Below are 19,110 nucleotides of genomic sequence, written 5' to 3'. Positions count from 1 at the left end.
TATATTAATTATATTTTATCGGAATTATATATGATTTTAGATTTTTTATATAAATTTTGTAACATGGTAGTGATAACTTTTATTTTCATGTATTGTTTAATTTGTTTAATGATATCTATTTTTTCTATTTTGTTGATTTTTTTAAAAAAATTATTTTGTAATATTATTAATATATATTTTTTTTCTGAGTTAGGTAATAAAAAATATATAGAATTATTTTTTTTTTGTATAGGTATTTTTTTGATAATTTTAATTATTTCTTTATTTTTTTCATAAGATAATGTTTGGGGTTGGTGTATATATATAGGATGTTTTTTTAAAAAATATTTTTTTTCATTATAATTAGTTGATAAAAATTTTTTTATTAGTGAACAATTTTTTTTTTTTATTTTTTCTAATATTAAATTTTTTAAAATTTTTTCATAATTTATTTCTTCTTTTTGTAAATTTTTTATTTTTTTTGAATTTATTTGTAATAAATATATGTAGTTATTTTTGCTTTTATATAGTTTTATAGATGAATTTTTTTTATGAATCTCTGTATAAGAAAAATTCTTTTTTATATATTTTTTTAATTTATTAGAATAAAAATATTTAATTAATTGTTCATATAACATAGGTTTGGTTACGTATATATTTTTAATGTTATTAGAAAATAATTGTTCTAATTTTATATGATGATTTTTTAATAAAAAATTAAGATTATTTTTTTTAATTATATTTTCAAAAAATATGTGATTAAATTTTTCTATTTTTTTGATGTAATTTTTAATTATCTTTTTTGTTATCTTGTTAAAATTTTTTGTTTGATATAATTGAAATATGAAAAAATTATTTTTATAAAATATTATTTTGGAGTGATCACCATTTTTTTTTAATTTAAAATTTTTAATAAAATTAGGTATATTATTTTTTTTTATCCATCCTAAATTTATATAATTGAATTTTTTTTGATTTTTTTTTAAAATAATATTAGAAATATTTTTATTAAAATTTTTTATTTTAATTTGATTCATAATCTTAAGTGCTGTTTTAAAATTATTTGTTCGGATATATCTGTAATTATATTTTTTTTCTATTATTTTTTTTTTATTTTGATTTTTATCTAATATTAAATTATTTTTAATATTATTTTTAATAATATTTTTTTTCTTTAAACGTATTATTTTAATTGTATAAAATCTATGATTTTGAAATATATCTTTATTTATATATAAAGATTTTTGAATTTTAGATATATCACTTTTTTTTATGAGTTTTTTAACATTAATTTTAAAGTCAATAATTTGTATATTATTTCTGTCTATTATTTTTTTAAATTTTTCACGTATATCATGTTTTAAAATAATAATTGATTTTAATAAAATTTTAATTAAATATTTTACTGCAATCTTTTTTTTTAATGAATTAACATATTTATTATGTGAATACATTATAAAATTAATAAATTTTATATATTTTTTATAATTAAAAGAATTATTTACTTGAAAATATTTGGAAGATATAATCATTTTTATTGCATGTTTATCTAGCATGTGTAAATTGATTTTATCCGCATATTGTTTTAAAAGTGATTCGTTAATCATTTTTGTAATAATTTGTTTAAAAATATATTGAGTATATTCTTTTTTGTTAATAGTAGTAGAAAATATATTTTTAATATTTTTATTATTATTTTTTTGTGTAATATAGTAATTAAGTTGTAATATTTTAGGATAAATTTTTTCTTCATTAATTTTTAAAATAGATGATTGAGTATTATGTATAAAAAAATTCGATATACTACTTAATATTATAGAAAATATAATTGCTGTAATGATAACTATTAAAACATTTTTTTTATAAAAATTTTGTAATAATGACATTGTCATACGGACCTTTTAAGGCTATTACTTAATTATGTAGAATAATTTTATTATATTCTAAATTGATTAATAACTAGCAAGAAAATAAAAATTTGCTAGTTATGTTTTATATAAATAAAATTTATTCAGTTTTTTTTTCACGATTTTTATTTATTTTATATTACTAATATAGGGATTTTTTTCTAATGCTAATATAAAAATATCTTCTATTTTTTTAATAGGATATATTGTTAAATCAGATAAAATATTTTTTGGAATTTTTGATAATTCTCTTTTATTTCCGAAAGGTATTAATACTGTTTTTACTCCTCCTCGATGAGCAGCTATTAATTTTTCTTTTAATCCCCCGATATTTAAAACCTGTCCTCGTAAAGTAATTTCTCCTGTCATAGCGATATTTGATTTTACTGGATTGTTAGTTAAACATGATGCTATAGCAGTACACATTGTGATTCCAGCGCTAGGTCCGTCTTTAGGGGTAGCACCTTCAGGCACATGTATATGAATATCCTTTGTATTATAAAAATCTTGTTTAATATTTAGTTTTTGAGCTTGTGCTCGTACGACTGTTAAAGCAGTTTGTATGGATTCTCTCATCACTTTTCCAAGTGATCCAGTATATATTAATTTTCCTTTACCTGGAATGTGAGTACATTCAATTGTTAGTAAATCACCACCCATTTCTGTCCAAGCTAAACCAATTACTTGTCCTACTTGATTTGTCTTATTAATTTTTCCGTATGTATATTTTTTAATACCTAAATAATTTTTTAAATTTTTTTTATCTATAATAATATTATTACAATTTTTATTTAGTAGGATCTTTTTTACAGATTTTCTACAAATTTTTGATATTGTTCTTTCAAGAGCTCTAACACCTGATTCTCGTGTATAATATCTGATTATATTTATAAGTGCATTATCTTGAATCGATAATTCTGTTTTTTTAAGAGCATTTTCTTTCATTTGTTTGGGTTGCAAATATTTTTTGGCAATATTGATTTTTTCTTCTTCAGTATAACCGGATAGTTTTATAACTTCCATACGATCTAATAAAGGAGCAGGTATATTCATTGAATTAGAAGTCGCTATAAACATAACTTCTGATAAATCATAATCGATTTCTAAGTAATGATCATTAAAAGAATTATTTTGTTCAGGATCTAGTACTTCTAGTAATGCAGCGGCTGGATCTATTCTTATATCAAATGCCATTTTATCAATTTCATCTAATAAAAATAAAGGATTTTTTACACCGGATTTAGTTATCTTTTGAATTAATTTTCCTGGCATAGAACCAATATATGTTTTTCTATGTCCTCGAATTTCTGCTTCATCTCTAATACCTCCTAAAGCCATGCGAATATATTTTCTTCCTGTTGCGCGAGCAATAGATTTTCCTAATGAAGTTTTTCCGATTCCTGGAGGACCTACTAGACAAAGAATTGGGCCTTTTATTTTTCTTTTTCGATTTTGTACAGCTAAATATTCTAGAATGTGTTCTTTTACGTCATTTAATCCGAAATGATCAATATTTAATATTTTATGGGCAGTTTTTAAATTTTTTTTTGTTTTGCTTTTTTTGTTCCATGGTACTTGTATCATCCATTCAATATAATTTCTAACAACTGTTGCTTCAGCAGACATTGGTGACATCATTTGTAATTTTTTTAATTCTGCTCGTGTTTTTTCGTCTGCTTCTTTTGGCATTTTAGCTAAATTTATTTTATTTATTAATGTTTCATGTTCATCGATAGAATTTTCAGGATATCCTAGTTCTTTTTGAATAGCTTTCATTTGTTCTGTTAAAAAATATTCTCTTTGGTTTTTTTCTGTTTGTTTTTTTATTCTGTTTCTGATATTTTTTTCTATTTTCAATAAATCAATTTCGGATTTCATAATTTTAATTAAAAATTCTAAACGTTTATTAGTATGTGACATTTCTAATAAAGATTGTTTATCTTTTATTTTTAATGGCATATGATATGCTAAAATATCACTAAATTTTTCTATATTATTTATTTTTACTAAAATATCTAATATATCTGGTGATATTTTTTTATTTAAATGAATATATTTTTTAAATTGATTAATTGTTGTTTTAATTAATACTTTTTGTTCTTTTTTTTCTATTTTTTTTGGTTTTATGTAATTTATTTGTGCTATATAATAAATATCATTTTTTTTGATATTTTTTATTTTTGCTCTTTTTTTACCTTCAATTAATATTTTTATTGTGCCGTCGGGTAGATACAATATTTGTAAAATTTTTGCTACTGTTCCAACTTTAAATAAATCATTTTTTTTTGGATTTTCTATAGTTGCTTTTTTCTGCGTAATTAATAGTATTTTTTTATCATTTTGCATAGAAAATTCTATACATTTTATTGAATTTTTACGACCTATAAATAAAGGAGTCACCATATACGGATAAATAACAATATCTCGTAAAGGTAGTATTGGAATACTAATATTTTCAGAATACCCAGAATTCATATATATTTCTCTCTGTCAGTATTTAAATATATACAAAATTTTTATAGTTGTATATTTTAGTCAAGATGTTTATAAATAGTTATATATATATTTTATATATATTAATGGTTGGACTATCAATATTATTGATTTTTATCTGATTTTTTTTCTAAAAAACATAATTTTGGTGAACTTTTTCCTTGAATAACTGATGCATTAATATGTATACTTTTTATATTTTTTACATTAGGCGCTTTATACATTATTTTCAATAAACTAGATTCTAGAATTGAACGTAATCCTCTAGCTCCGATTTTTTTTCTTATTGCTTTTTTAGCAATTTCTATTACAGCTGAATTATCAAATTTAAGTGTAATTTTTTCGAATGAAAATAATTGTTTATATTGTTTGATTAAAGCGTTTTTTGGTTTTTTTAATATTTTTATTAAATCTTTTTCTGTTAAGTCATTAAGTGTAACTATTATGGGTAATCTTCCAATAAATTCTGGGATTAATCCATATTGAATAAGATCTTTTGTTTGTATATTTTTTTTTTGATTGTTTTCATTAATTTTAATAAAAAATTTTTTTTGGTTATTTTTATTGAATCCAATATTAGATTTACTTTGAATACGATTTGATATGATCTTGTTTAAACCAAAGAATGATCCTCCACAAATAAATAAAATTTTTGAAGTATCGATTTTCCAAGTTTCTTGTTGAGGGTGTTTTCTACCGCCAGTTATAGGTACAGAAGCAATAGTTCCTTCAAGTATTTTTAATAAAGCTTGTTGTACACCTTCTCCAGATACATCACGAGTTATTGAAACATTTGCTGTTTTTTTTGTAATTTTATCAATTTCATCAATATATATAATTCCTTTTTCTGCTTGATTTATATCGTAATTACTATTTTCTATTAATCTTCTTAAAATATTTTCAACGTCTTCTCCTACATAACCAGCTTCTGTTAATGTTGTAGCATCTGAAATAGAAAATGGTACTTGTAGATATTTTGCTAATGTTTTTGCAATTAATGTTTTACCGGTTCCCGTAGAACCAATTAATAAAATATTACTTTTTTCTATCTGAACTGCATTTTTATTTAATGAAAAATTTAATTTTTTATAATGATTATATACAGCTACTGAAATTATTTTTTTAGCTTTTTTTTGACCTATTATAAATTGATCTAAGTATTTTTTTATAGTGTATGGTGTAGGTAAAGGAATGATTGATTTATTTTTACTTGAATCATTTTTATTTAAAACATCATAACATAATAAAACACATTGATTGCAAATATGTCCCGATGGACCGCTAATAATTTTTATTACTTCATTTTCTTTTTTTTCGCAAAATGAACAAAATATATGATTTTGACTATTAATAGTATTATCCATATTTTTCTCTATAATCATTTATTATGTAATTTTTATATAAATTTTATTATCTATTTTTTAAAATAAAGTCAATAAGACCATATTGAATAGCTTCTTGAGGAGAAAAAAAATAATCTCGTTCTATATCTTTTGTTATTTTTTCGATAGATTGTTGTGTGTGAAAAGATAACAAATTATTTATTGTTTTTTTTATTTTTTTGATTTCTTTGGCGTGTATTATAATATCTGATGCTTGTCCTTGAAATCCACCAAGTGGTTGATGTAACATGATTCTAGCATGAGGTAAACAAAATCGTTTTCCTTTTTTTCCAGCACATAACAGTATAGCAGCCATAGAACAAGCTTGCCCTAAACATATCGTATTAATATCTGGTTTAACAAATTGCATAGTATCATAAATTGATAAACCTGATGTAATTATTCCTCCAGGAGAGTTGATATATAAAAAAATATCTTTCTTGTTATTTTCTGATTCTAGAAATAATATTTGCGATATAACAATACTAGCGAGATGATCATTTATCGTTCCCGTTATAAAAATAATTCTATCTTTTAATAATCGTGAAAAAATATCATATGAACGTTCTCCTTGAATACTTTTGTCAATTACGAATGGTATTAAAGAATTATCGTATCTTATATTGTTATTATTAATCAAAGTCATATTTTATTCCTATTTTAAAAATAGTGATTTATTTTATTAATTTATCAACATGATATATATATTATATATATATTAATTAAGTATCTTTAATGGACAATGATTATCAGTTATTTTGAATAATTTTTTATATTTATTATTGTTTTGTTATGTATACTATATACGGATATATATTTAATATTAATTATAATATTATTATTATATTTTTTGTAGAATACAATATTATTTTTTTAATTATTTATTATACAATATGTATTGTATATCTAATATATCAAATAAAATATGTTAATGAACACATATTTATATTTTAATTTATATAAATAACTTTTAGTTAAAAAAAATATTATTTTAATTTTCTAAAATAGGGTATTTTGGTATACCCCTGTTTAGGGTATTAAAATTGAAGATTTTTTATTTTTTTTATTGTGTATACATGAAATGAATGATAATGATTTGTTTTTTATTTTATTCCATTGATGTATATTATATGTTTTTAATTGTATAGCATATATTTTTTTAGGAATATCGGTAAAAAAAATTTTATAAATCATGTTATGTTGATCAAGTAAGGATAAGTTATTGAATTCATATGCAGATACAATAATATTAAAATGTTTTGTTTGTTTTTTATAGTTATTATGTAAATGACTAATATCGTCTATTTTTAGATAATATATATTTAATGTAGACATTATTTTTTTTTCAATGATTTTTTTCATAATTATCTATTTTATAGAGGTAATATGTTATATTAAAATTAGTTAAGTATAATTATATTATTATTGATTATATATGTTTATTGACAATATAATTTATATTTTATTTAATATATAAAAATATTAATTTTATAATTATTTTTTAATATAAATTTCTTATTTTTATAAAAATTATTATCTGTTTTATATAATTTATTATTTTTATATATTATGAATTTTAGATTATAAATGAGAGTTTTGAATATACGTAATATATTTTTATTTTAATATACAATAAAATTATGATTGCTGTCAATTTAGAATTATTAAACATAATATTATTTATTTTAATTAATTTAAAAAATATTTATTATTTATAAATAAACTATATCTTTAGTTTTTTAATTGAAAAAAAATTTTTTTTTATGTTAAATTAATTTTTATTTTTTTAAAAATTAAATAACAGACGTTATTATTTTATTTTTTAATATATTTGTAATATTTTTTATGATAATAATTATAATAAAATCAATTTATAATGTTATATGGGTATTAAAATAATGAAATTATTTAATAAATATAATATATTTAAATTTTTAACAATTTTTTTGGTTTTTGTTATATCACTATTTATTTACTTTTTTAGTAAGAATATACATGTTCGTTCTGTTGGTTATATTTCAGGAATTGAATTTCAATTAGTATTATTAGTTTTTCGAGTTATGTTACTTGTGGTATTACCTGTAATTTTTTTAACTATATTAATTGTATATTATTATCGTCATTCAAATATTTTATCGGATTATATGCCTGATTGGAATCATTCATATTCATTAGAATTAATATGTTGGTTAATTCCTATTATTATTATATTTTTTTTAGCAAATTTATCATGGATGACGACTCATAAATTAGATCCCAATAAGTCTTTAAAATTAAACATTAATAAGCCAATTATTATTGAAGTGGTTTCTTTAAATTGGAGATGGTTGTTTATTTATCCATATTATAAGATAGCGACTATTAATGAGATTTCTTTTCCTAAAAATACTCCAATATATTTTAAGATTACATCACATTCTATTATGAATTCTTTTTTTATACCGAATTTAGGTAGTCAAATTTATACTATGGCTGGAATGAAAACAGAATTAAATTTAATTGCAAATCATAGTGGTATTTATAAAGGTATTTCGTCAAATTATAGTGGTTATGGCTTTTCTAATATGAAATTTAATGTTTGTGTTCACGAAAATATGCATGATTTTAATAATTGGATAAAAAATGTAAAATCAAAAAATAATTTTTTGTTATTTAAAAATCAATTTTTATGTTTATCACGTAATAATATACAATATAATATACAATATTTTTCATATGTTGATCCTCTATTATTTTATAAAATAAAAAGTATATTTCATAATGCATGTAAAAAATAATAATTTTATTTATATAAATAAAAATTAATTATTTTACTGTATATTTTATTTATTAAAGGCAAATAAAAATGTTTGGAAAATTAACTTTTAATGCAATACCATTTCATGAACCAATCATTATGATTACATATATTGTAATTATATTATTTTCTTTAACAATTTGTTTATATATTACATATTTAAAGAAATGGAATTATTTGTGGAATAATTGGTTTACTTCAGTTGATCATAAGAAAATTGCTGTTATGTATTTTATTTTATCGTTTATTATGTTTTTGCGAGGTTTTTCGGATGCAATAATAATGCGATTGCAGCAGTTTTTTTCATCTTTACCTAGTCATGTAAATATTTTACCTGCTAATCATTATGATCAAGTATTTACTGCTCATGGTGTAATTATGATTTTTTTTGTAGCTATGCCTTTAGTAATTGGTTTAATGAATTTTGTTGTTCCTTTACAAATTGGAGCAAGAGATTTAGCATTTCCATTTTTAAATAATTTAAGTTTTTGGTTGACAGCTAGTGCAATGTTTTTAATGATGTTATCTTTAGGAATTGGTGAATTCGCTAAAACGGGTTGGTTAGGATATCCACCGTTATCAGGAATTGAATATAGTCCGGGAGTTGGTGTAGATTACTGGATTTGGATTTTACAAATTTCAGGTCTAGGTACAACTTTAACCGCGATTAATTTTATAGTAACTATTATTAATTCCCGTGCTCCAGGTATGACAATGTTTAAGATGCCTGTTTTTACTTGGACAGCTTTATGTACTAATATTCTTATTTTAATATCTTTTCCTGTTTTATTTGTTACTTTAATATTTTTATCTTTAGATAGATATGCTGGTTTTCACTTTTTTACTAATGATTTGGGTGGAAACATGATGTTATATATTAATTTAATTTGGATATGGGGGCATCCTGAAGTTTATATTTTAATACTACCAATATTTGGTATCTTTTCAGAAATAGTATCTACATTTTCTAGAAAATCATTATTTGGATATATATCTTTGATATGGGCTACTATTGTTATTACTATACTATCTTTTATGGTTTGGTTACATCATTTTTTTACAATGGGCGCTGGAGCGGATGTAAATTCTTTTTTTAGTATAACTACAATGATAATTGCTGTTCCTACTGGTGTGAAAATATTTAATTGGTTATTTACCATGTATCGCGGTCGTATTATTTTTCATTCATCGATGTTATGGACTATTGGTTTTTTAGTTAGTTTTACACTGGGCGGTATGGCTGGTATATTGTTATCTATACCTTCAATAGATTTTGTTTTTCATAATAGTTTGTTTTTAGTTGCTCATTTTCATAATGTAATTATAGGAGGTGTTGTTTTTGGTTGTTTTGCTGGTATAACTTATTGGTTTCCTAAAATTTTTGGTTTTAAATTGAATGAATATTGGGGTAAAGTTGCTTTTTTTTTATGGATTACTGGATTTTTAGTAGCTTTTATTCCTTTATATATATTAGGATGTATGGGTATGACTCGTAGATTAAGTCAAAATATTGATTTTGAATATCATAACTTATTAACTATAGCTACTATAGGTGTTTTTATAATTTTTTTAGGTGTTTTATCTCAAGTTATTCAATTATTTATATCTATTAAAAATCGACATTCTGATGAGTATCGCGATTGTAATGGAGATCCTTGGAATGGAAGAACATTAGAGTGGTCTATTTCATCTCCACCACCTATATATAATTTTGCTATTATACCGTTAATTAGAGAGATAGATAATTTTTGGTATGAAAAAACAAAAAAAAATATTAGTATAAATAAAAATGTTTTTGAGTGTATTCATATGCCTGGTAATACATCTATAGGAATATTTATTAGTATGTTGACTACAATATTTGGTTTTTCAATGGTATGGCATATTTGGTGGTTAGTTGGTTTATCGTTAGTTGGAATTTTTTTTGCTATTTTATTTAAATTTTTTAAAAAAGATAATGGATATATTATTTCAAAAAAAATGATTTACCAAATAGAAAAAAAATGTAATTTTACAAATAAAAAAAATAATAAAAAATAAATATAAATGTTATATAAGGATATGATATGAACGAAAAAAAAAAATATATTTCATATTCTTCATTGGAAAATAAAAATATTTTTGGTATTTGGGTTTATTTAATGAGTGATTGTATTATTTTTTCGATATTATTTGTTGTACATATTATTATGTCACGACATGGATATAATAATTTTTTGAGAGAAAATCATTTATTCTCGTGGTTTACTATTTTTTTAGAAACATTAGTGTTATTATTTAGCGCTTTATCTTGTAGTTTAGCTAAATATTTTTTACGTTCAAATTCTAAAAAATGTATTTTGTTTTTTTTATTTATTACATTGTGTCTAGGAAGTATTTTTTTATATTTAGAATTTTTTGAATTTTTACAAATAATGAATAAAGGATTTTATCCTGTTTCTAATGGTTATCTTTCTTCTTTTTTTGTTTTATTAGGAACACATGGATTACATATTATTTTTGGATTATTATGGATATTAATTTTAATGATTCAAATTTTATTTTTTAATTTAAATAGTTTTGTTAATATATCAGTTATTTGTTTTTGTTTGTTTTGGCATTTTATAGATATAATATGGATTATATTAATAATGTGCGTATATTTTAAATAATAAATTAAATTATTTTAATATTAATGGAGTATTAATAATGTTAATGATAAAAAAAAATATTTTTATTAATACAATTCTTATATTTATTAGAAAAAAATTTTTTATTGGTTTTTGTTTTTCTATTTTTTTTATACTTTTATATTTTTTTACAATAACAAATTATTTAGTTTTTTTTAGTAATTATAAATGGATCTTTTGGTTTTTATTGAGTATACAAATTTTTTTTTATTTTAAATATTTTATAGAAATTTATTTTTCTAAAAAAAATTTTTTTATTATATCATCACTAATATTTATTAGTATCATTATTAGTATTATTACTATAGGATCTTTATGGGTTTTCGATCATTTAAATCATTAATATTAAAATTTTTTTTTGTTTTTAAAATAAATAATATAATGCAGAGATTAGAATTAATTAAGCCTGGAATTATTTTAGGAAATTTAATTAGTTTATCGGGAGGATTTTTTTTAGCATCTCGTGGAAATTTATTAAAATTTTTATTTATTAAGGTTATATTAGGTATTATTTTTGTAATTTCTTCATCTTGTATATTAAATAATATTATTGATAGAAATTTAGATAAAAAAATGGATCGAACTAAAAATAGAATTTTGTGCACTAAAATTAATAATAAATTAATTAGTTCATTACTTATAATAGCATTTTTTTTAAATTTATTAGGTTTATTTATTTTTTATCGATATATAAATTTTATATCTATGATTATTTCTGTAATAGGAGTATTTTTTTATGTAATTATTTATTCGATTTTTTTAAAAAAAAAATCATTTCATTCTACATTAATAGGTAGTATTTCGGGTTCTGTACCACCTATTATTGGTTATATTTCTGTAAATAGTAAACTAAATGGATGTTGTTTAATTTTATTTTTTATTTTTATATTTTGGCAATTAGCACACGCTTATTCAATAATTATTTATCGATATAAAGATTATAAAAAAGCAAATATACCAACTATTGTTACGGCATATAATATTAAATATACGAATATTTGTATATCTATCTGTATTATAAATATGTTTATTTTTAATTTATTATTATATTATTTTCATTATGTAAATTTTTTTTATGTTTATTGTACAAGTTTTTTTATCTTTTTTTGGTTTTTATTTTCTATGATAGGAAATATTTTTTTTTATTCTTATCAAAAATGGTCTCGAATTATGTTTTTTATGTCTATTTTTATTATATTTACAATTAGTTTAATTTTATCACTAAATTTTTCAATAAATACGATTTTTAAAAACAATTATTATTAACCGGTATTCCAGATATTTTACTAGCGTTTTTCATGAATCCATTTGGAAAAAGGATAAATAGATCTTGGCTTGTTAAGAATATATTTTTTTTTTTCATATATTGTAATAATATTCTAGTTGATGGTGTAATATTATATTTTTTATAAAAATTTCTCATACAAAAAATAATTTTCCAGTGCATTTTATTTAATGTAATATTAAGTTTTTTTGCAGTATTTTTTGCAAATTGTATATTCCAATTATTCATTTTATTTTTTATAAAATATTGTATTTTATTGATAATAATATTTATTAATTTTTTATTTTGATATATATAGATATATTTATAATTGATATTTTAATACTATATTATATTTAGTATTTTTATAATAATTATTATATATAATATATATCGTGTGTTAATTTTAGTTAATCATTTTTTTGATTTAATTAAATTATATATAATTTATTATTTATTTTTAATATTTATAATGTTTTATTTGATAATTTATATTCATTTAATATTTTTTTTATAGATAATTTTATCTAATACACCGTTTATAAATTTATGACTTTTTTGTGATCCAAATATTTTTGCTAACTCTATACCTTCATTGATAATTACTTTATATGGAATATCTAAACGCTGTGTAATTTCATGAGAAGATAATCTTAATATAGCTTGTTCAATAGGATCTATTCTTTTATTTTTGTTAGATATATGTGGATAGATAATAGTATCTAAATAGCAAACATTTTTAATTACTCCGGTAAAAATTTCATGAAAATAGATTTTATCTAATAAATTTTTTTTATTTTGTTGAATTACATAGTTTTCAATTTCCGATATAATAATAGTTTTTGATATTTGCCAAGCATATATTGCTTGTACTGCTAATTCTCGTGCTTTTCTTCTTTTTATTGGAATCATAGTGTTATGCCTATTATTTTTTTTATATAATTAATATTTTGATAAATATTTTAAATATTATTTTTTGATGTTAGTAGTAATAATTAATAGAATATTACTATTTTATAGTAGAGTGAATTAATTTTATATCGATATTTTATTTTTAAATATTTATTATATAAATTACCATTTAATATATAAATGAATTATTTTTACTATAAAATAGTTGTTAATAATTATTATTATGTTATAATATTTAAAATAGATAGCGGGGTGGAGCAGTCAGGTAGCTCGTCGGGCTCATAACCCGAAGGTCGTTGGTTCAAATCCAATTCCCGCAACCATAATATTAAAAATATTTTTATATTAATTTTATATTTTTATTTAAACTAGAATATGTATTATTTTTATTATTTAACATATAGTTTATAATTTTAATATTTGAATATATAGTAATTTTTTGTTTTGCTCTGGTAACAGCAGTATATAATAATTCTCTAGATAATATTCTAGAAAAATAATTAGGAATAATTATTTGCACAGAACAATATTCTGATCCTTGTGATTTATGTATAGTAATAGCCCAAGCAGATTCATAGTTTAATAGTATTTTTGGATTAATTATCTTAATTTTTTGATCTGGTAGTATAAAAAATACTTTAAATTTATTTTTAATAAATAAACAAATCCCAATATCTCCATTCATTAGTTGTAATGAAATATTATTTTTCTTAATTAAAATTGGTTTACCGTGATAAAATAATTCTTTTTCTTTTTTTTTAATATTTTTTTTAATTTCTATTGTTTGTTTTTTAATAAACCATTGATCTATAAAATTATTTATTTCTTTAGTTCCGAAAATTCCTTTATTTAATGCACATAGAATTTGATATTTATTAAACTTTTTAATTATTTTTTTAGGATCATAAGTATTTTTAATAAATTTTTTATATTTATAACAGGTTTTTTTTATTTTTTTTAATAAATATAGATAATTTTCTTGTGTTTTTAAAGGTTTCCATATTATATCTATATATTTTTTATTATAAAATTTAGATATATTGGTATAAGAATAGTTTTCCAGATTATTTATTAGATAATTTATTCCTGAATTTTCATTAAATCTATATTTTTTTCTTAAAACAGAAACATGATTACTAATTATTTTAACCTGTTTTTTCATATATTTATTTTTTATTATTATTTTGTTTGGTTTTTTATATATATCATAGCATATATTTTTTAATATAGATCCTATTTCTATTGATGGTAATTGATTAATATCACCTACAAAAATAATTTTTGTTTTTTTGTTTATATTATCTATAATAATGTTCATAAGATTTAAGTCTAACATAGAACATTCATCTATAATTAAAACATCTAAATTTTTATATTTTTTTTTATTTTTTAAATGACATTGATTTGTTTCTTTCTTTATGTTAAATAGATTATGTAGTGTTATTCCTTTTTTAGGAAATGATAAAGTATTATATTTATTTATATTTTTATTATATAAAATATAGTATATTGATTGAGTTAATTTTGCTGCTGCTTTACCTGTAGGAGCAGATAATTGAATTTTTATTTTTTTTGTACTACTTTTTATTAAAATCAATATTAAATATGCTAATATACTAGTTTTTCCCGTCCCGGGTCCTCCAATTATAAAGAATATATGATTTAATAAAGCGTTTTGTATAGTTGTTTTTTGATTGTTATCAATTTTTTTATAACAGTATTTTTTGATCAATTTTTTATATTTTATTAAATCATCAGAATTATTTTTTAAGCTTTGATGATAAATAAATTCAATTATTTTATTTTCAATATACCAATATTTGTATATATATATAATTTTTTTTTCTAAAACTAAAGGAGTTTTTTGTGTTCCGTTACTGCATAAAATATCGTTAATTACAGTATCAAACCATTTTTTTTTATTATTTTTAGAGATTAATTGAAATAGTTTATAAAAAATCTTGTTTTTTTTTATTAAACAATTTTTATTTTTAAATTCTTTGATAGGAAAACAACTATGTCCATAGTTCACTAAATAACTAAGAAATAATAATACAAATAATATTTCTGGTGAAGTATTTAAAAAATTTTTATTAAAACAAAAATAAAAATCCATACATGAAATTATATTTTTTAATTTTGCATTATTTATGGTCTTAAAGAATTTTTTTTTATTTTTTGGTGTCATAAAATTTTCCATTTAATAAATTATCTAAATTATATATTAAAAAGTAAGATGGTTTTATAAAAAAAATACCCGAATTATTTTTTTTATTCAGTGCTCTTATAAACAAATAAAATACTCCTCCAAAATGTAAATTATAATCATAATTTTTTATTTTTTTTTTAAGATAACGATGTACAGCTAAACTATATATTTGATATTGTATATCATATCGATATTTTATTATTTCTTTTTGAATATTATTAGTATTATAAGAATCATAATTTGGTCCTAACCAATTAGATTTATAATCGATTATATAATATTTGTCTTTCCATATAAAAATTAAGTCAATAGTTCCAGTTAATACACCTGAGATATTTTCAAAATTAATATTTTTACATTTTTTTGATAACGGATCATCATTTTTTATAATTATATTTAATTGATTTATATTAATGTATTTTTTTATTGAAATAGTAAATTTTACTTCTTTTAGATATTCATTTTGTTTTATTTGATCTAAAGATAAATTTTTATTATCTATTGGTTTAGATATGATGTTACAGATCCATATAAATAATTTATTGATCCATTTTTGAGATAATGATAAGAAGTTCAATTCATTAATTATTTTTTTTATATTATTATTTTTATTAAATTTTATTTTTTTTAAAATGTCATGTAAATATATTCCATATTCTTTTCCGATAGGAAAATTATGAATATTAGTTTTAGTTGATTTGTTTTTTTTATTTTCTTTTATTTTATTTAGAACATGATTTTTATTATGAAAAATATTATATGATATAATTTTAGAAAAGTTAATTTTAGTCCAGGGATTTATGATTTTTTTTAATAGTTTTGGTATTAAAATTTGATTTATTGGTATATTTTTTATTTTATAATTTTTTTTCTTATTTTTTATCTCGTTTTTTATTTTAAAAATTTTTTTTTTATTCAGAAAAGATAATTCTTTTTTTAAACCGTTTAAATTATTTTTTTTTCCTTTTTGTATTAAAAAACCTAGACTACTTTTATGACAGTCTGTATAAATTTCATTATTAATTTTAATGTTATTATTTTTTTTAATTGCAGCAAGACCAATGTTACAGTGAACCATGCTTCTTGTTAAAGCTACATATAATAATCGTAGGTCTTCTGATAATAGTTCTTTTTGATTTATAAACGAGTTTTTTTTATTATTTTTTAAGTCAATTATTTTTTTTAATTTTTTTTTACAAAAAAATATATTATTTTTTGGTTTTTTAAAATTACTAAAAAAAGGAATCCATGTTATTGGATATTCTAATCCTTTTGCTTTATATACGGTAACTATTTTTATAGTTTTTTCTTCTTTTTCGTATATATCGTTAATTTTATTGTTTTCGATATCATCTTGTAATATTTTTTTTTTAAACCATACAATTAATAAAAATTTATTTGTTATAGTTTCATTTTTTTTTTCTAATATTTCGCATATTTGAGAAATTTTTTTTATGTCAATATTATTATTTTGAGAATATGTTTTATGTATGGGAATATTAAAATCAACTATTATTTTATAAATCATGTTGGTGATATTAGTGTTATTCCATATAAAATAATATTTTTTTAATTTTAAAAATAAAGATGTATATGCTTTTTCTTGATTATTAATTAATTGAATATCATATATATTTTTTTTAAATATTCTCGTGAATAATAATTTTTGAAATTTTAATTTGTTAGATAAGTCAATTATTGAATCAAGAATCCACATAATTTCTTTTGCTTCTACAGTATGAAAAATATTGTCTTTATGGGATGTATAAGTAGATTGAAGTCCATTTTTATTGAGTGCTTTTTTAATAATTTGAGCTTCATATTTATTTTTTACTAATATAGCTATATCTTCATATTTTATACGACGTATTTTGTTATTATTGAGTTTAATAAAAGATGATTTAGTATATTTTTTTGATAACCAAGTATATATTGAATAAGCACATTCTTTTGCAATCCAGTAATAATATTCATCAGTAGTCATTATTTTTTTATGTTGAAAAACAAAATTAAATGCTGGTTGTTTAACATTATTGATACTAAAATATGTTTTTTTATTTTTTTGATATGTTATTGATGGTTGAAAATTAATTTTTTTAAAAATAAATGGATTTTTTATACGAGAAAATAATAAATTAATTCCATTTACAATATATTTTGAAGAACGAAAATTTTTATTTAAAATAAAAATGTTTTTTATCTTTTTTTTGAATTTTAAATATGAAAATATATTTGATCCTCGAAAACTATATATTGATTGTTTTGGATCTCCAAATAAAATTAATGATTTATTAGACATATTATTATATAATTTATAAAATATGTTAAATTGAATATCATCGATATCTTGACATTCATCAATTATTGAAATAGTATATTTATTAATAATATTTTTTTTTATTGTTGAGTTTTTTGATTTGATTTCTTCCCACAAAATTTTATTTAAATCATTAAATTCTAATCCATTTTTTTCTTTTTTTTTTTTTTTAACTATTTGTGTGATTTTTTTGACAGATATATATATAAAATATTCAAAAAATACATTATAGTTTATGAAAATTTTTTCAATATTTTTAAAAAAAATATATTTATTGTCATTTTTTAGTGATTTATTATTTTGTATTTTACTGAATTTAAAATATTTTAATGTTTTTGGAATGGAATAATTATTTTTAATAGTTTGAGACCATTGGTTTATTTGATCAAACCATTTTTTTATATTCTTTTTATTATATATTTTATGATTTAAATTTATCTTATAGATTAAATTTTTTATTTTATTTTTTTCTTTATTCCATATTTTTTTTGTTATATTAATTATCGCGATTATATCATGATATTTATCATATAAACTGGTCTGTTTTGTAAAATTATTTTTAAAATTTATATTTGATTGGTTAATCCATACATTTATATAATTAAATAATTTATTTGGATCTGGCCATTTTTTTAAAATAAATCTTATTACGTTTTTATCTGCATTACATACATATTTTTTCCAAAATTCTTTTGTGGATTCTAGTTGTATTTTCTGCATATTTAATAATATTTTTTTAGGTAGCATTTTTTTGCATAAAAATTTTTGTTCGTTTAAAATATTAAAAAAAAAACCATGTAGTGTATATATCATGATAGAATTAATATTTTTTTTTGCTATCTTTAATAATTGAGTAGTTTTTTTAATGTTTTTTATATCATTAATGATTTCTTGTAATTCACTGATTTTATTATCGTTATTTATACACATATCGTATAGTTGACAGATTTTTTTATATAATCTATTTTTTAATTCATTTTTTGATGCTTCAGTAAATGTAACAATTAATATTTCAGAAATTGATAATGGTCGAGAATATGTTTTTTTTATACCAATATTTAATATTAATCGTAAATATAAAATAATAATAGTAAATGTTTTTCCTGTTCCTGCAGATGCTTCTATTAAAGTAATACCATAATCTGGTATTTTTTTTATATCTAAATTTATATTTTTCATTT

Annotated in this window: 13 protein-coding genes and 1 tRNA gene; 5 read left to right on the top strand and 9 right to left on the bottom strand. The window is 19.3% G+C overall.

Going from position 1 to position 19,110, the window contains the following annotated elements; genetic code table 11:
• Positions 1 to 8: 8 nt before the first annotated feature.
• The 5 genes from BUCILAFE3058_RS01525 to BUCILAFE3058_RS01505 form a co-directional block, all read right to left on the bottom strand.
• Positions 9 to 1,871, bottom strand: coding sequence for a SurA N-terminal domain-containing protein (locus tag BUCILAFE3058_RS01525; RefSeq protein WP_154061631.1), 1,863 nt, complete (start codon positions 1,869 to 1,871; stop codon positions 9 to 11).
• 144 nt (positions 1,872 to 2,015) lie between these two features.
• Positions 2,016 to 4,361: an endopeptidase La gene (gene lon, locus BUCILAFE3058_RS01520; RefSeq protein WP_154061630.1), complete on the bottom strand. Its 2,346-nt coding sequence runs from the start codon at positions 4,359 to 4,361 to the stop codon at positions 2,016 to 2,018.
• A gap of 122 nt (positions 4,362 to 4,483) precedes the next feature.
• Positions 4,484 to 5,743, bottom strand: a complete 1,260-nt coding sequence (clpX, locus tag BUCILAFE3058_RS01515; protein WP_154061629.1) for an ATP-dependent Clp protease ATP-binding subunit ClpX — start codon at positions 5,741 to 5,743, stop codon at positions 4,484 to 4,486.
• A 46-nt stretch (positions 5,744 to 5,789) separates the two neighbouring features.
• Entirely contained in the window at positions 5,790 to 6,407 is a 618-nt protein-coding gene (locus tag BUCILAFE3058_RS01510) for an ATP-dependent Clp protease proteolytic subunit (RefSeq protein WP_154061628.1), read from the bottom strand.
• A gap of 383 nt (positions 6,408 to 6,790) precedes the next feature.
• The gene (locus BUCILAFE3058_RS01505; protein ID WP_154061627.1) at positions 6,791 to 7,123 is read right to left on the bottom strand and encodes a BolA family protein; all 333 of its coding nucleotides are present in this window, start codon (positions 7,121 to 7,123) and stop codon (positions 6,791 to 6,793) included.
• Positions 7,124 to 7,659: 536 nt separating this feature from the next.
• On the opposite strand from BUCILAFE3058_RS01505, the gene cyoA reads away from it, so the two are divergent.
• The 4 genes from cyoA to BUCILAFE3058_RS01485 all read left to right on the top strand — a co-directional run bounded on the left by cyoA (position 7,660) and on the right by BUCILAFE3058_RS01485 (position 12,493).
• The gene (gene cyoA, locus BUCILAFE3058_RS01500; RefSeq protein WP_154061626.1) at positions 7,660 to 8,538 is read left to right on the top strand and encodes a ubiquinol oxidase subunit II; all 879 of its coding nucleotides are present in this window, start codon (positions 7,660 to 7,662) and stop codon (positions 8,536 to 8,538) included.
• 68 nt (positions 8,539 to 8,606) lie between these two features.
• Positions 8,607 to 10,598: a cytochrome o ubiquinol oxidase subunit I gene (gene cyoB, locus BUCILAFE3058_RS01495; protein ID WP_154061625.1), complete on the top strand. Its 1,992-nt coding sequence runs from the start codon at positions 8,607 to 8,609 to the stop codon at positions 10,596 to 10,598.
• A 26-nt stretch (positions 10,599 to 10,624) separates the two neighbouring features.
• On the top strand, positions 10,625 to 11,209 hold the full coding sequence (locus BUCILAFE3058_RS01490; RefSeq protein WP_154061624.1) for a cytochrome c oxidase subunit 3: 585 nt from the start codon (positions 10,625 to 10,627) through the stop codon (positions 11,207 to 11,209).
• A gap of 333 nt (positions 11,210 to 11,542) precedes the next feature.
• Positions 11,543 to 12,493, top strand: a complete 951-nt coding sequence (locus tag BUCILAFE3058_RS01485) for a protoheme IX farnesyltransferase (protein ID WP_154061623.1) — start codon at positions 11,543 to 11,545, stop codon at positions 12,491 to 12,493.
• Here the strand turns inward: BUCILAFE3058_RS01485 and BUCILAFE3058_RS01480 are convergent.
• Positions 12,474 to 12,740: a TusE/DsrC/DsvC family sulfur relay protein gene (locus BUCILAFE3058_RS01480; RefSeq protein WP_154061622.1), complete on the bottom strand. Its 267-nt coding sequence runs from the start codon at positions 12,738 to 12,740 to the stop codon at positions 12,474 to 12,476. The genes BUCILAFE3058_RS01485 and BUCILAFE3058_RS01480 overlap by 20 nt on opposite strands.
• A 246-nt stretch (positions 12,741 to 12,986) precedes the next feature.
• Complete coding sequence (gene nusB / locus BUCILAFE3058_RS01475) at positions 12,987 to 13,403, bottom strand: transcription antitermination factor NusB (protein WP_154061621.1); 417 nt, start codon at positions 13,401 to 13,403, stop codon at positions 12,987 to 12,989.
• Positions 13,404 to 13,649: 246 nt separating this feature from the next.
• On the opposite strand from nusB, the gene BUCILAFE3058_RS01470 reads away from it, so the two are divergent.
• A tRNA-Met gene (locus BUCILAFE3058_RS01470) sits at positions 13,650 to 13,726 on the top strand.
• A 17-nt stretch (positions 13,727 to 13,743) separates the two neighbouring features.
• On the opposite strand, the gene recD is transcribed toward BUCILAFE3058_RS01470, so the two are convergent.
• Positions 13,744 to 15,591 (bottom strand): exodeoxyribonuclease V subunit alpha, encoded by a 1,848-nt coding sequence (recD, locus tag BUCILAFE3058_RS01465; RefSeq protein ID WP_172598724.1) that lies wholly within the window; start codon positions 15,589 to 15,591, stop codon positions 13,744 to 13,746.
• The gene (gene recB / locus BUCILAFE3058_RS01460) at positions 15,575 to 19,108 is read right to left on the bottom strand and encodes an exodeoxyribonuclease V subunit beta (protein WP_154061619.1); all 3,534 of its coding nucleotides are present in this window, start codon (positions 19,106 to 19,108) and stop codon (positions 15,575 to 15,577) included. Before recB ends, recD begins: the two co-directional genes overlap by 17 nt.
• Between the last annotated feature and the right edge of the window lie 2 nt (positions 19,109 to 19,110).

Source organism: Buchnera aphidicola (Cinara laricifoliae) (genome assembly GCF_900698945.1).
GTDB classification, from domain to species: domain Bacteria; phylum Pseudomonadota; class Gammaproteobacteria; order Enterobacterales; family Enterobacteriaceae; genus Buchnera_F; species Buchnera_F aphidicola_AC.
Note: the sequence above shows the minus strand (reverse complement) of the source record. Positions and strands in the feature narration are given on the sequence as shown.